This is a genomic window from Agathobaculum massiliense (assembly GCF_900291975.1).
Classification (GTDB): Bacteria; Bacillota; Clostridia; order Oscillospirales; family Butyricicoccaceae; genus Agathobaculum; species Agathobaculum ammoniilyticum.
On sequence record NZ_OMPN01000001.1, the window covers coordinates 2,865,573 to 2,878,382 of the forward strand.

Annotated in this window: 14 protein-coding genes, 1 tRNA gene, 1 other RNA gene and 1 pseudogene; 6 read left to right on the forward strand and 11 right to left on the reverse strand. The window is 59.4% G+C overall.

Features of this window, described 5'->3' with window-relative positions:
• Nucleotides 1-124: 124 nt before the first annotated feature.
• Entirely contained in the window at nucleotides 125-1,408 is a 1,284-nt protein-coding gene (locus DBQ51_RS14540) for a glycosyltransferase family 2 protein (protein ID WP_107631914.1), read from the forward strand.
• A gap of 41 nt (nucleotides 1,409-1,449) precedes the next feature.
• Here the strand turns inward: DBQ51_RS14540 and DBQ51_RS14545 are convergent, their stop codons facing one another.
• The 4 genes from DBQ51_RS14545 to DBQ51_RS14560 are packed head-to-tail and all read right to left on the reverse strand — an operon-like array spanning nucleotide 1,450 to nucleotide 4,221.
• Entirely contained in the window at nucleotides 1,450-1,890 is a 441-nt protein-coding gene (locus DBQ51_RS14545; RefSeq protein WP_054327631.1) for a HEPN domain-containing protein, read from the reverse strand.
• Nucleotides 1,874-2,185: a hypothetical protein gene (locus DBQ51_RS14550; protein WP_054327630.1), complete on the reverse strand. Its 312-nt coding sequence runs from the start codon at nucleotides 2,183-2,185 to the stop codon at nucleotides 1,874-1,876. The genes DBQ51_RS14545 and DBQ51_RS14550 overlap by 17 nt, the downstream gene beginning before the upstream one ends.
• Before the next feature lie 3 nt (nucleotides 2,186-2,188).
• On the reverse strand, nucleotides 2,189-2,920 hold the full coding sequence (locus DBQ51_RS14555) for an acyl-[acyl-carrier-protein] thioesterase (RefSeq protein ID WP_054327629.1): 732 nt from the start codon (nucleotides 2,918-2,920) through the stop codon (nucleotides 2,189-2,191).
• Nucleotides 2,921-2,940: 20 nt separating this feature from the next.
• Complete coding sequence (locus DBQ51_RS14560) at nucleotides 2,941-4,221, reverse strand: glycoside hydrolase family 10 protein (RefSeq protein WP_159068200.1); 1,281 nt, start codon at nucleotides 4,219-4,221, stop codon at nucleotides 2,941-2,943.
• A gap of 157 nt (nucleotides 4,222-4,378) precedes the next feature.
• Here DBQ51_RS14560 and DBQ51_RS14565 point away from each other — a divergent pair, with 157 nt between their 5' ends.
• Together DBQ51_RS14565 and DBQ51_RS14570 are read left to right on the forward strand one after the other, a co-directional pair.
• Nucleotides 4,379-5,239: a pyridoxamine kinase gene (locus DBQ51_RS14565; RefSeq protein WP_107631916.1), complete on the forward strand. Its 861-nt coding sequence runs from the start codon at nucleotides 4,379-4,381 to the stop codon at nucleotides 5,237-5,239.
• The gene (locus DBQ51_RS14570; RefSeq protein WP_159068201.1) at nucleotides 5,205-5,666 is read left to right on the forward strand and encodes an NAD(P)H-dependent oxidoreductase subunit E; all 462 of its coding nucleotides are present in this window, start codon (nucleotides 5,205-5,207) and stop codon (nucleotides 5,664-5,666) included. Before DBQ51_RS14565 ends, DBQ51_RS14570 begins: the two co-directional genes overlap by 35 nt.
• A gap of 103 nt (nucleotides 5,667-5,769) precedes the next feature.
• Here the strand turns inward: DBQ51_RS14570 and DBQ51_RS14575 are convergent.
• From DBQ51_RS14575 to malQ, 4 genes are all read right to left on the reverse strand, one after another.
• Nucleotides 5,770-5,845: transfer RNA gene (locus DBQ51_RS14575), tRNA-Gly, on the reverse strand.
• Nucleotides 5,846-5,935: 90 nt separating this feature from the next.
• The gene (locus DBQ51_RS14580; RefSeq protein ID WP_107631917.1) at nucleotides 5,936-6,637 is read right to left on the reverse strand and encodes a helix-turn-helix domain-containing protein; all 702 of its coding nucleotides are present in this window, start codon (nucleotides 6,635-6,637) and stop codon (nucleotides 5,936-5,938) included.
• Between the two features lie 139 nt (nucleotides 6,638-6,776).
• Complete coding sequence (locus tag DBQ51_RS17290; RefSeq protein WP_107631918.1) at nucleotides 6,777-7,988, reverse strand: HAD-IA family hydrolase; 1,212 nt, start codon at nucleotides 7,986-7,988, stop codon at nucleotides 6,777-6,779.
• 40 nt (nucleotides 7,989-8,028) lie between these two features.
• Nucleotides 8,029-9,522: a 4-alpha-glucanotransferase gene (gene malQ, locus DBQ51_RS14590; protein ID WP_107631919.1), complete on the reverse strand. Its 1,494-nt coding sequence runs from the start codon at nucleotides 9,520-9,522 to the stop codon at nucleotides 8,029-8,031.
• A gap of 188 nt (nucleotides 9,523-9,710) precedes the next feature.
• Between malQ and trmB the strand changes: the two genes are divergently transcribed.
• From trmB to DBQ51_RS14605, 3 genes and pseudogenes are all read left to right on the forward strand, one after another.
• Entirely contained in the window at nucleotides 9,711-10,370 is a 660-nt protein-coding gene (gene trmB / locus DBQ51_RS14595) for a tRNA (guanosine(46)-N7)-methyltransferase TrmB (RefSeq protein WP_054327623.1), read from the forward strand.
• A gap of 99 nt (nucleotides 10,371-10,469) precedes the next feature.
• A pseudogene (locus DBQ51_RS14600) lies at nucleotides 10,470-10,907 on the forward strand (NifB/NifX family molybdenum-iron cluster-binding protein); the annotation flags it as partial.
• A gap of 6 nt (nucleotides 10,908-10,913) precedes the next feature.
• Nucleotides 10,914-11,276: a DUF134 domain-containing protein gene (locus DBQ51_RS14605; protein ID WP_107631920.1), complete on the forward strand. Its 363-nt coding sequence runs from the start codon at nucleotides 10,914-10,916 to the stop codon at nucleotides 11,274-11,276.
• A gap of 62 nt (nucleotides 11,277-11,338) precedes the next feature.
• Here the strand turns inward: DBQ51_RS14605 and DBQ51_RS14610 are convergent, their stop codons facing one another.
• From DBQ51_RS14610 to DBQ51_RS14620, 3 genes are all read right to left on the reverse strand, one after another.
• A complete protein-coding gene (locus DBQ51_RS14610) occupies nucleotides 11,339-11,977 on the reverse strand; it encodes a type I phosphoribosyltransferase (RefSeq protein WP_107631921.1) in 639 nt (212 codons plus the stop codon).
• A 183-nt stretch (nucleotides 11,978-12,160) separates the two neighbouring features.
• Nucleotides 12,161-12,354, reverse strand: a non-coding RNA gene (gene ssrS / locus DBQ51_RS14615) — 6S RNA.
• Between the two features lie 40 nt (nucleotides 12,355-12,394).
• Nucleotides 12,395-12,676 carry a DUF1292 domain-containing protein gene (locus DBQ51_RS14620; RefSeq protein ID WP_107631922.1) on the reverse strand — a complete coding sequence of 94 codons (282 nt, stop codon included), beginning with the start codon at nucleotides 12,674-12,676 and terminating at the stop codon, nucleotides 12,395-12,397.
• Nucleotides 12,677-12,810 lie beyond the last annotated feature (134 nt).

The window sequence follows — 12,810 nt, forward strand, 5'->3', positions numbered from 1 at the left end:
AAATGCAAGGAGGTTGTGAATTTCCGGCAAAAACTTATTGCATAATACGGCAATAGTGCTATGATAGTACAAGAATTAGAGAGAGTAACTTTGCGAGTGGGAATGAAGGAGACGAGTTTTCGCCATGCTTCGCTTTTTAGAAAGTTTACATTTTGTTTTATTCATATTTTTTACCGCAGCCTATGCGTACCAAATCGTTTACCTGCTGATCGGCTTCTTCGGAAAAGGGAAAGGCGGGAAGCAAGCCCCCGCGCTGCACCGCTATGCGGCGATTATCGCCGCGCGCAACGAGGAGAACGTGATCGGCGACCTGATCAAAAGCCTTAAGAGGCAGGACTATCCCGCCGAACTGTTGGACGTGATCGTGATTGCGGATAATTGCACAGACCGCACGGCGGAGGTATCCCGCCAGGCGGGCGCGATCGTTTACGAGCGGTTTAACAAGGTGCAGGTCGGCAAGGGATATGCGCTCGATTATCTGTTCCGCCGCATTTTTGAGGACCAAGGCGAGCAGGCCTACGAAGGCTTCTTCGTGTTTGACGCGGACAATCTGGTTGACCCGCAGTTTGTGCGGGAAATGAACAAGATGTTCGACACCGGCGAATACGCGGCCCTGACCAGCTACCGCAATTCCAAAAACTTCTGCGACAATTGGATTTCTGCAGGCTATGCGCTGTGGTTCCTGAGGGAAGCGCGCTACCTGAACCGCCCGCGCACCCAGCTTGGGGTGAACTGCGCGGTTTCCGGCACCGGCTTCCTGGTCGCGGCGGATGTGATACGCGAGGATGGCGGCTGGCCCTACCATCTGCTGACCGAGGATATTGAGTTTTCTATTTCATGCGCGATCCGCGGCCGGAAGATCGGCTACTGCGGCACGGCCGTGATCTACGACGAGCAGCCGACCGCGTTCCGGCAGTCGTGGGATCAGCGAATGCGCTGGACCAAGGGCTTTTACCAGATCGACGCGCGCTATACCGGCGCGCTTCTGGGCGGCTGCCTGCGCGGCGGGCGCCACAGCATGTCCTGTTATGATATGCTGATGACGGTCGCGCCCGGCAACCTGGTCACGCTCGGCGTGCTGGCGCTGGCGCTGTTCGCCTGTCTGAGCAGCCTTGCGCAGCCGGCGTTTATCACATACCGCGTGCTGCGTATGCTGGGGTGGATTATTTGGATGACAATTAAGGGGATTTCGTTCAGCCTGTTCCTGTTCGGGGCGGTCACGATGCTATCCGAATGGAAGAAAATTGATGGTCCGGCATGGAAAAAGATTGTGTTTATGTTCACGTTCCCGCTGTTTATGCTGACGTACATACCGATCTCGCTTGCCGCCTTGGTGAACAAGGTGGAATGGAAGCCGATCCGGCATGGCTTGGCGGCCAAGGCGGAAAAAGGAAAAGAACGGGCATAAAGGCCCAAAAAGCCTGCTGCGGGGAACGCAGCAGGCTTTTATTATTCTTCGATGCGGTGCGGCCGGCCGCCGGCGTAAAGCTCCCTGCGGATCGCGGCGAACATGCGCTCGGCCATATCCAGATACCGCCGGATCTCGCGCTCGTCGATCTCGAAAGGGAGGTCGGTGGGATAGCGCGTTTCAATATAAAGGTCGTTGAGCGCCGCGCTTTCATCGAGGTATTCGGTAAACGTATCCGGATCGATGCGGATGGCCTGCCGGCACAGATAGGTGAGGTTGTGCCCGTCAAAGTGTCTGCCGGTGCGATAGAGCAGATAGCCCTTGAGCGCTTTTTCAATCGCCTGCTGGCAGTGGAACGCGGTGTTGTAAGGGTCGCCGCCATAGGTCAGAAGCAGGCGGGCGCACTGCAGGTCGCACAGCGCTTTGTCCAGCCATTTGTAATAGAAATGACTGTCGGAGGCCCCTTTACGTCGTCGACTCATAGATTACCTGGCCTTTCCGGGCGATCCAGGCGGCGTACGATGTTCCGTCGGCGCACAGATCTTCCCATTCCTCGGCGGTATACACGCTCAGATTGACCGGCACATCGGCCGAGATTGCAAGGTGCAGGCGTGGCCGCAGCTTACGGCAGTCCACGTCGTCCGGCACAATGACGCACAGGCTGAGCGCTTTGAGCTTGCCGGTCGCCATCGTGCGTTTTTCGGCAAAAAGGATGATTTTTTCCGGCCTACAGATCCGCAGGATATCGTCGGCCGTTTGCTTTATCAGATCGGTCATGCTTCAGGGTACCTGCCTTTCCAGAGGGGACATTGTGGCGAGCGCTTCAAAATGCGGTTTTCCATCTGCCTCGCCGCGGACGTAGCGGGCCGAGCCCACCGTGCCGCAGAGAAGTGCGAGCTGCTCGCCGAACGTGGTTTCCGCCGTGTAGTTGACCTGTAGCTCGGAGATAAAGCCCGGCTGCCGCTGCAGGTCGAGCGCGTCCGAGATCAGCTCGACGACGCGGACATTGTTGACATGGTTGTTGACATCCAGGTCGGAATATAGGACGGGGTGGACATGATGTGGTTTGACAGACGCGCAAGAGAGCTTGGGAAGCGGGTCGAATAACGCACCGCGCGCCGTATGTAGGTAATCCGCGGCCGCGGGGAAGCCGCTGGGCCGCAGGATGCGGTGGGTCTGCGGGTCAAGCGTCACCCACATGGACTGGGCCTCGCCGACCAGCTTTTCGTTGGCAAAAAACGCAAAGCAACGGTACCAGCTCGCGCCGCGGATGCCGGGACACCAGGTTTCGCAGCGGATGCGCTCGTAGGGCAGCAACGGTCGCAGGAGAGTGGCGCGCATCCGAGACAGTACCCACAGGATATGAAGGTCTGCGGGGCCGAGATGCAGGGCCTCCGCGTGTACGGTAGCCGCGTCCTGCATGATGTTCCACAGGAAAGACGGCTTTGCGATGCCGCGGTTATCAACATGGCTGTAATTGATCTCGTATTCACGGGAAAGCAGGTCGGCCAAGGGGATACGCCTCCAATCAGTTAATAAAACAGGCTGGTGATAAAGCGGGAAAGGATTTCCAGCAGGCTGCTGTGCTGCGCAGACTCGCCGGTGGCGTCTCCGGGCGGGACGCCGTCAATCTCGGTATAGTGTTTGGCCAGCATGGACGAGCAGTTGGCGGTATCGATCAGGGAGGAATAGCTGAAAAACACCTCGCCCTGCACATCGATGCTGCTTTCGATCATGTCCAACTGCCGTTGCAGTTCGGCCGTGCCATACCAGACATCGCCGGGCTGCGCCTCGGCCGCGCGGTACGCGCCGATGCCGATATAGAGGGCGACATCGCTGGTTGCCACAACGTTCTGCCACCAGTCGAGCAGGATCTCGAAGTCCGCGATCTCGTAGCCGATGGACCAGTAGAGCTGGGGGCAGATATAATCAACCGTGCCGGCCTCGATCCATTCGACCGAATCGCAGTATATCTCACGGTAGGAGGAGCGGCCGTTGGTTTCGCTGCCTTCGGGGTTGGAGGACTGGTTATCCCAGATACCGGCGGGGCTGACGCCGAAAGAGAGGTCGGGGTTAAGCTCATGCAGCGCCGTATCAAGTTCGGCGATCAGCGTGTTGACATTGTCGCGCCGCCAGTCCCCGATATCCTCAAAATCGCCGCCGTAGCGCGCGAACGAGGTGGCGTCGTTAAAATCAGGCCCTGGATAAAAATAATCGTCAAGATGGATGCCATCCACCTCGTAATTGCGGACGATTTCCTCCGCGCCGTCAATGACGAGCTGTTGCACGGCGGACAGGCCGGGGTCAAAATAGTAATTCCCATCGTACTGCACGACCCATTCCGGATGCTGCTTGGCCGGACTGCTTTCCGGCAGCGCGGCCCATTCCGCCTCGCCGTCCTTGGTGATGCGGTAGGGATTGATCCAGGCGTGGAGCTGTAGGCCGCGGCTGTGCGCGCCGTTTACCCAATAGGCGAGCAGGTCGAGGCCGCCGTCGGGCGCCTGGCCCGCCGTGCCGCTCACATAACGGCTCCAGGGGAAAAGTTCGGACTGGTACAGCGCGTCCGCGGAGGGGCGGACCTGAAAGAACACGGTGTTCAGGCCCATGGACGCAATGTTGTCCAAAATCGCGTCCGCTTCGCTTTTGAGTTCGTCCGCGGTCATGCCCTGTCGGGTGGGATAGTCGATATTATAAACGCTGGAAACCCAGACGCCGCGGATACCGTCCCTGGCCGCGCTGCCGTTTGCGGCCGAAGCGGTGGGCAGCAGCAGGGTAAGCAGGAAAAAAAGAGATAAAATACGTCGTTTCAGCATGAAAATACTCCTTTGGTAAATGCGCATAGCTTTATTCTTATTTTACCATTTTGGCCGGCGGAAAGCAAGGAACACGTCGCCCAGTTGCGTAAAGGAGCATTGACTTTGCCGGCGATCCATCGTATGATGGACAGGGAAAAGGATGTGAAAGGCTTTCATGCAAAAAAAAGTTTTGGCGCTGCACGACCTGTCCGGATTCGGGCGCTCGTCGCTCGTGCCAATCATTGCGGTGCTTTCCGCGGCGGGACATCAGTGCGTGCCGCTGCCAACAGCGGTGTTTTCCACCCACACAGCGATCCCAAACTGGGTGACGACCGACTTAACCGGCGCGATACAGGGAACAATAGAGCAGTACGACGCGCTGGGGCTGCGGTTTGAAGCGGTCTATGCGGGCTTTCTTGGCTCAGCGGATCAGATCGATCGGGTGCGGGAGGCGGCGCGGCGGCTGAAGGCCGTGGATGGGATCACCCTGATTGACCCTGTGATGGGCGACAATGGCAGGATATACGACACCTACACGCCTGAGATGTGTACCCGCATGCGGGAGCTTTGCGCAATCGCGGATATCATCACCCCCAATACGACCGAAGCCGCAATTCTGCTCGACCGCGATCCGTCCGGCAAGCCGCGCGGTGCGGAGGAGGCTTGGGAATGGATGCGCGCGCTGCGCGCGCGGTATGGCGCGCAGGTTGTGCTGACCGGACTGGATTTTGCGGAAAGGCGCATAGGCTCGGGCTGTCTGACGGCGGAGGGTGGCGCGCTGAGCCTGCACCGCCGCGTCGACCGGTATTACCCGGGAACAGGGGATCTGTTCGCCTCTGTGATGCTGGGCAGCCTGCTGAACGGGGAAAAGCTGGCTGCGGCGTGCGACCGCGCGGGCGAATATGTCAAGGACTGCATCGCCTATACGGCGGCGCAGCAGACCAATCCGATGCACGGCGTACAATTTGAAAAGCTGCTGTATCATTTGGTGGGAGGATGCGATGAAGCACAAGGAAGAACTGAAGGAGATCATTAAGGCTTACCGCGATCGGGGCATTACCTGTGACCAGAACGAGCTGATCCAGCTTTTGCGGGAGGTCCAGGCGCTGTTCGGCGGCGTCATACCGCAGAAAGCGCTGGAAAAGACCGCGGAAAAGCTGGAGCTGAAAATGACATTCATCGACGCGCTGCTCAAGCGGTATCCGTCGATACGAACGGAGGACGCACCGCATACACTGTCTGTCTGCGGCGGGAAAAACTGCGCCAAGCGGGCGGCGCTGTCGGATTTTGTGGAACGGACCTATGGCGTACAGGTGGGCGGCACGGCGGAAGCCGGCTTCCGCTACAAGGTGACGGGCTGCATGAAAAAATGCGGCAAAGGCCCCTGCGTCAAATGGGACGGCGATATCCATACAGGGATGACAGAAGAAAAGCTGCGCAAACTGATCGAGGGAGAACGTTAAAAGCGGGCGGCCTTTTCACAGGCCGCCCGCTTTTTGCGTGGAGCGAAACCGCGCGATGCCGAAAACAAAAACGCCTGTCCTTTGGACAGGCGTTTTTGTTTATTGGAGCGGCTGACGAGGCTCGAACTCGCTACCTCCACCTTGGCAAGGTGGCGCTCTACCAGATGAGCTACAGCCGCAGGCTATCGCGCTGGACTTACCAGCGCGATACTTATTATAGCAAAGACTGTACAAGCTGTCAAGAACAAATAATGAAAAAAGATGTTTTTTCATCCTGTTTTTCTGGGGCGGCACAGCACCAGCGTGACGCACAGGCATACCGCCACATACAGGGCGATTGGCACGCCTGCGAACAGTAGCACCCGTCCGAGTTGCCAGAGCGGCTGCGGCAGGCCGGTCCACAGGCGCGACAACGTCTCTTCAGGGATGAGCCGCAACAGCTGCATAAACGCGGAACAGGCCATGCGCACCGGCAGCAGCGCGACCATCCAGATATTCACGCGCCAGAAAGACCGGATAAAGCCCGCCCCCTGTATGGTGTCCGCACTGTTTTTCAAATACAGCCCGAAGCCTGTCGCTATGGTGATGGCGCAGATCTGTAAAATCATGCCGATAACCGAGGGGATCGAGCTTGCGGAAGCAAAACAGCCGTAAAACAGAAGCAGCACCCCGCACGCGCTCGCGCCCAGCGTCAGGCAGAGCAGCAGGGGAGCGCCCGCCCGCGCTTGGACGGGCGACATGTGCGCGTCCGTAACGGCATGTGTCTCGGGCGGCTCGATATCCCGCAGCAGCCAGTCGGTCGTGACGTTAAAATAGTCTGCGAGCGCGATTACCTTATCCGTGTCCGGCGTGGCGTCCTCGGTCTCCCATTTGGAAACCGCCTGCCGCGATATGCCGAGTGTAATGGCCAGCTCCTCCTGCGATAAGCCGCGCTGTTTGCGCAGGCTGATGATTTTTTCTCCAAGCGTCATGTTTGCTTACCTCCTTGCTTGATGGTCCTGATTTTACCGGAAAAAGCGGTTGCATGCCACCAAGCGGGGCTGGAAATTACGCAACCGGCGGTTGCGGACAGGAAAAAAGGCGCGTTTTTCGCAAAACGCGCCGGAAAGATCAATAGCCGAGCGGCTCGCCGATCAGCACGACCTCGCACTTTTCCATTTTGGTGGGCGGTCCCATGTGGATCACCATGGCGCGGCAGAGCTTTTCCACAATCTCCGGATCATCCTTTCCGGAAAGCCGTTTGGCGTTGAGGGGGGCGGCGACGTTTTTCGCGCGGTCGATCGCGCTTTCCAGATCGGGGCACAGCTTGTTGATGCCGCAGACAAAGATGCAGCGCTTCGGGCCGAACAGCGTACCCGCGACGCGGTTGCAGGTGCCGTCGATATTAACGATCTCGCCGTTTTCCGACAGGCCGTTGGCGGAGCAGAGATAAATGTCCGGCGTCTGGAAGAATTCACCCGGCTTGAGCCAGTGCCAGTGGACAGCGGTGTTTCCGGCAAAGGCTTCCGGAAAACCCAGCTCTTTGAGCGTCATTGAGCCGCCGAGAGAAACCGATTTGCCCGCGCAGGCGTCGGTCAGGTAGCGCTGTGCCTCCTGCGCGGTGGGGAAGTAAGTAAAGCCGAAGCCGCGCGCGGTGAAAGCCCTGCAGATCGCGTCTACCCCCGGCAAGCCGCGTTCGAACATCGGCAGCAATTCGGACGGGTCGCTTACCAATGCCTGCGCACCGGCCGCCTTTAGTTCCTCGGCCGGACGGAAGCCCCAGGTCACGCCGACAGCGGCCAGGCCGGCATTTTGCGCGGTCTGCATATCGACCGCGCTGTCTCCGATATAGAGGGCGGTCGCCGCGTCGCCGCCCAGCTCGCGCAGCAGTTGGAGCGCGCTGGTCGGATCGGGCTTGCGGGGGGTGTCCGGCCGCTCGCCGCAGGTGACCTGCACAAGATCACCGAAATAATGCCGGATCAGCCCCTTGGCGGCCAGATCGTATTTGTTGGAAAGCACGCCGACCGAAACACCGGCCTTTTTCAGCTCCTTGAGAAGTGGGAGGATGCCGTCATACGGTTGGGTGCGGTTCATCATGCGCTCGTTATAGGCGGTGCGGAAGTCGTCGAGACAGGCGTCAACCATGGCCTCCGTGCGTTTGTTTTCCGGAATGCAGCGCTCGACCAGCTTACGCACGCCGTTGCCCGCGCGCTGGCGCGTCTGCTCCTCGGTCACAGCGGGGAAGCCGCGCCGCATGACCGCGCAGTTGACGCTGTCGCACAGGTCGCCGAGGGTGTTGAGCAGGGTACCGTCCAAATCAAAGATTGCCGTGTTGATTTTCATGCTATCGCTATCCTTTTTATCTGTTTGAGTGGGCGCGGCTTCAGCCGCGCATATAGGTTTGCGTGATCTCGGCCAGCAGGGAAGAAACCGTCGGGTTGAGCGCCTCCCGCCGCACGCGCCAGCGCCAGTTCTTGCCGCCGATCGTCCCGGGCGTGTTCATATGCGCGTCCGCGCCGAGTGAGAGCAGGTCCTGCAGGGGGGTCATGGCGATGCGCGCGGGCGAGGCCCAGACGCTTTTGATCGCGCTCCAGCCCATGGCCTCGCTGTGCGAGGTGCGCAGGTACCGGTAGGCAAACTGCTTTTCCGGCTCGGTGCAGATATCCATGATCTGCTCGCATACGGTCTGGGAGTCGTGCGTGGAGGTGTAAACGATGCTGTTCGGCACGAAGTTATGCGGCAGGTGCTCATTGTCTTCGTCCGGCGTGAAGCCGAAGATCAGCACCTTCATGCCCGGCAGGCCGCTTTCCGTGAGCAGTTCGCGCACCTCGTCGGTCTGCACGCCCAGATCCTCCGCGATGAGCCGGACCGGACCGAGCGCCTGTTCGATGGCGCGGAGCAGCTCCATGCCCGGGCCTTTGCGCCAATGGCCATTGATCGCGTTTTCCGATCCGGCCTTGACCTCCCAGTAGGCCGCGAAGCCGCGGAAGTGGTCGAGCCGCACCACATCGAACAGCGCCATGTTGCTCTTCATGCGCCAGACCCACCAGGCGTAGTTCTCCGCGCGGTGTACGTCCCAGTCATACACCGGATTGCCCCAGAGCTGACCGGTGGCCGAATAGTAGTCGGGCGGCACGCCCGCGACCAGCTTGGGGCTGCGGTCGGCCTTGAGCTTGAACAGCGTCGGGTGCGTCCACACATCCGACGAGTCTGCGGAAACGTAGATCGGGATATCCCCGATGATCTGGATGCCTTTTTCATTGGCGTAGGCATGCAGCGCGTCCCACTGCTGGAAAAAGACATATTGCAGGAAGATGCGGAAGTCGATCTCGTCCCGCAGCTCGGCGGCCGCCTTTTTAAGCGCGGCAGGCTTGCGGTCGCGCACCGCCTTGTCCGGCCAAAGATAGACCGGCATATTGTGGTATTTTTCCTCTTTAAGCGCCATAAACAGCGCATAATCCGGCAGCCAGGCGGCATTTTTCTCACGGAACGCGGCGATCCTGGTGCGCAGCGTGTCGTCAACGCGGCGGTACGCCTTGCGGAACAGCGGCCAGCGGGTATCCGCGAGCTGTTCGAAATCCGTCTCGTCCGGCGATGCCTCGAAGTCGCCGGCCCTGACCTCGGCCACGGTCAACAGGCCGTCCTCCACCAGCAGGTCAAGGTCGATCAGGTACGGATTGCCCGCCGCTGCGGAAAAGCACTGATACGGCGAATCACCGAAACCGGTGTGGCCGAGCGGCAGGACCTGCCAATAGGTCTGACGGGCGGCGGAGAGAAAATCCACAAAATCATACGCGGCCTTGCCCATGGTACCCACGCCGTGCGGCGAGGGCAGAGAAGTGACGTGCGCGAGCACGCCGCTGGAGCGTTTGAACATACTGCGTTCCCCCAATTCAATATGACTCATTATAACACAGTTCGGCCGATTTCCCAAGAGTTATTCTTGCCGGCAAAGACTGGAAGCGGGCGAGGACAATAGGGGACCGCGCGGAATCCGCTTGCAAACGGCTGGCCGGCAGGCTATAATAAGAGGGCTGAAAACACAAAAAAGGGGAATATCAACGCATGAGAATGCGCAAAAAGAAAAACCTGGACGTTCGTTTTGCCGCGTGCGCGGATGTGATGGCGTTCGAGCCGAGGGAAAAGCGCGGCCGCTGGCGCGCGCTGTTCGGCAACGACCACCCGCTGCATGTGGAGATCGGCTGCGGCAAGGGGCGCTTTGCGATCGGCATGGCGGAGCAGTATCCGGAGATCAACTTTATCGCGGTCGAACGGGAGGAGGGCGCGCTCATCATGGCGGCGGAGCGCTGCCAGCAGCACCCGCTGCCCAACCTGCGGTTCGTATCCTTTGACGCGGCCGAGCTGCGCGAGGTGTTCGCCCCGGGCGAAGTGGACCGCATCTACCTGAACTTTTCCGACCCGTGGCCGCCTAACCGCCAGCGCAAGCGCCGCCTGACGTGGCGCGCGTATCTGGAGGTCTATGACGAGCTGCTGAAGCAGCAGGGCGATCTGTGCTTCAAGACCGATAACCAGCGCTTTTTTGAGTGGACGCTTGCGGAGGTCTGTCAGTACGGCTGGCTGCTCCAGAATATTTCGCTCGACCTGCACCGCTCGGATTTCGAGGGCAACGTGATGACCGAATATGAGGAGAAGTTCTCATCCGAGGGCGCGCGCATCTACCGGCTGGAGGCGCGTCGGCGGCTGCCGGAATTTTTAAGAAAATAGAGGGAGGATGAAAAGCGGCCGCAGGGCCGCTTTTTCCTATGGAAAATAAATGTTATTGACATATGCCGGAAAAGTGTTATGCTATACTTATAACCGGCATATGCCGAAAATAAAAAACGGAGGCGCAGCAATATGAAAATCGCAGTCACTTATGAGGATGGACAGATATTCCAGCACTTTGGGCATACCGCCCAGTTCAAAGTATATGAAACGGCGGACGGAAAAATCCTTTCCTCGCGGATTGTTGATACCAATGGCAGCGGGCATGGGGCGCTTGCGGGCTTCCTGGCGGCGCAGGGCGTGGATACGCTGATTTGCGGCGGCATCGGCGGCGGCGCGCAGGCCGCGCTGGCCGAGGCCGGCATCCGCCTGCTGGGCGGCGTGCAGGGCGGGGCGGACGAAGCGGTCGGGGCGTTCCTGGCCGGCTCGCTCCAGTATGATCCGGATGTCCGGTGCAGCCACCACGAGCATCACGGCGAGGGGCATGACTGCGCCTCGCACGGCGGCCACACCTGTGGCGGCCACTGCCACGGGTAAACGTGGATGCCAAGGCCGAAAAAGTGCCGCAGGGTATGCGGTCTGCCGGCCTGCCGGGAATTCGGCCCGCGCGGCATGGGCTGCGCGGGGGAGCCGGTTGTCATGGGGCTGGATGAGTACGAGGCGCTCCGCCTGATCGACCTGGAGGGCCTGCAGCAGGAGCAGGCCGCCGTGCAGATGGGGGTCGCGCGCACCACGGTGCAGGCGATCTACAACACTGCCCGCCGCAAGCTGACGGACTGCTTGGTCAACGGCAGGCTGCTGCGGCTCCAGGGCGGGGATGTGGAGGTCTGCGAGCGGCGCGCGCATTGCCCGAGAGCCGGTTGCTGCCTACGGCGAAGCTGCGATAAGGAAAGGCCGGAGGATTGATTCCCTCCGGCCTTTTTCTCTGGATGCGCCTGCGTTTGACAGACGGATGCCTCCACACGGGCTTACAGCTTGGTGTATCCGCGCGGGGTGACGATAGCGTCCAGCGGGACGCCGGCCGCGCACGCGGGGCAGTCCTTGCCGCGGACAAAATTATGGTAATGCGGGAAATCCTCGCCCGAAAACAGGCGGACGACCGGCTTGTCGTCCAACTCGGAAAGGTTGGAGAACAGCGCGGAATAGCCGGCGACCCGACCTCCGTAATATTCGATGCACTCGCGCGTCTGGGACAGGGTTTGACCGGTCGAGGCCGTGTTGACCAGCACCAGTACATTGCGGTTTTCGATCATGGGGCGGAGGTTGTCCGCGAACATGAACTGCCCGTTGACGTTGTTGTCCGGCTCGACAAGATAGACGGATTTGCCGGAATTCAGGCTGCCGATACCCGAGGAGGAAAGCTCGCGGGCCAGATAGGCGCCGATGTATTCCGTACCCTCCAGGCACAGGAGTGTGTCCACACTGACCGCGCTAAAGTGGAAAGCGATGCTGCGTGCCGCTTCAAGCGCCATGGACATATTGTGCTTGATTTCGGACATATCGACATAATAATTGATGTGCGAATGGTTTGTGGCGAAATGCCCGGGGATCGCATCCGCGTAAAGGCGCTTGTTGGCATGGGAGATGATTCGGATCGGCTGCTGCATAAGGAAACCACCTTTCTTGCGACAATATAAGAAATCACACCTTTATTATACCGCATTTTACTGTGCAGGGCAAGAAAAAGCCGAGCGCTTCGGACGGCGTTTCCAGGCGGGGGAAATAAAAAAGCAGCCGCACAGCGGCTGCCGTTCCATTGAAATGCGCGGGGCGCATGCGCCCGAAAGGTAATAAGCCCCGCCCTGCCGATGCGGCCCAATTAGTAACCTGCACGACTTGGCAGGTGGGTTTTCTGTTTGGCATGTCTGCGCTTCCAACATCCGTGTATACCCGGGAGGCCTGCTGCTCGATGCCAAAACTTTCCGAAATCCCGTACTAAAAATGTGGGTTAAAAAAAGGCCGCTGTCGCACAGGGCAGGGTGACATCCGGCAAAGCCTTGCCGGATGCCGGAAAGAAAAGGGGATCAGCCCTCTTCGTCCTCCTCCGCTTCCGCGCGTTCCATCACGATATTGAACACTGCATCCGCGATCTCGTCGTCCTCGACCGCTTCCAGCATTTCCTCGCCGTTTTCCTCTACGATCTGCATGATGACGACCTCCGCGTCTTCCTCAACGGCAAGCTCAGCCGGAATAAACGCCAGATAGGTCGTACCCTCATATTCCACGGTGTCGATGTGCTCAAACTCCACTTCGTTGCCATCCTCATCGATCAGCGTGACAAAATCGTTGCCGTACTCCTCGCTCATGGTTCCGGCACCTCCTTGTGTTTGGTTTCAGATTGGGGGAGGATTGCTCTCCCCGCTTTAAGCATAACAAATCGCGCCGGATTTGTAAAGCCAAATTATCGGGGCGGCGCCACTGTCATAGTATGCCGCCCATG

What these genes read in the sequence shown, in the direction of transcription:
- DBQ51_RS14540 (WP_107631914.1), top strand. Translation starts at nt 125, where the DNA reads ATGCTTCGCTTTTTAGAAAGTTTACATTTTGTTTTATTCATATTTTTT.
- DBQ51_RS14545 (WP_054327631.1), bottom strand. Translation starts at nt 1,890, where the DNA reads ATGAGTCGACGACGTAAAGGGGCCTCCGACAGTCATTTCTATTACAAA.
- DBQ51_RS14550 (WP_054327630.1), bottom strand. Translation starts at nt 2,185, where the DNA reads ATGACCGATCTGATAAAGCAAACGGCCGACGATATCCTGCGGATCTGT.
- DBQ51_RS14560 (WP_159068200.1), bottom strand. Translation starts at nt 4,221, where the DNA reads ATGCTGAAACGACGTATTTTATCTCTTTTTTTCCTGCTTACCCTGCTG.
- DBQ51_RS14565 (WP_107631916.1), top strand. Translation starts at nt 4,379, where the DNA reads ATGCAAAAAAAAGTTTTGGCGCTGCACGACCTGTCCGGATTCGGGCGC.
- DBQ51_RS14570 (WP_159068201.1), top strand. Translation starts at nt 5,205, where the DNA reads ATGAAGCACAAGGAAGAACTGAAGGAGATCATTAAGGCTTACCGCGAT.
- DBQ51_RS14580 (WP_107631917.1), bottom strand. Translation starts at nt 6,637, where the DNA reads ATGACGCTTGGAGAAAAAATCATCAGCCTGCGCAAACAGCGCGGCTTA.
- DBQ51_RS17290 (WP_107631918.1), bottom strand. Translation starts at nt 7,988, where the DNA reads ATGAAAATCAACACGGCAATCTTTGATTTGGACGGTACCCTGCTCAAC.
- malQ (WP_107631919.1), bottom strand. Translation starts at nt 9,522, where the DNA reads ATGTTCAAACGCTCCAGCGGCGTGCTCGCGCACGTCACTTCTCTGCCC.
- trmB (WP_054327623.1), top strand. Translation starts at nt 9,711, where the DNA reads ATGAGAATGCGCAAAAAGAAAAACCTGGACGTTCGTTTTGCCGCGTGC.
- DBQ51_RS14605 (WP_107631920.1), top strand. Translation starts at nt 10,914, where the DNA reads ATGCCAAGGCCGAAAAAGTGCCGCAGGGTATGCGGTCTGCCGGCCTGC.
- DBQ51_RS14610 (WP_107631921.1), bottom strand. Translation starts at nt 11,977, where the DNA reads ATGCAGCAGCCGATCCGAATCATCTCCCATGCCAACAAGCGCCTTTAC.
- DBQ51_RS14620 (WP_107631922.1), bottom strand. Translation starts at nt 12,676, where the DNA reads ATGAGCGAGGAGTACGGCAACGATTTTGTCACGCTGATCGATGAGGAT.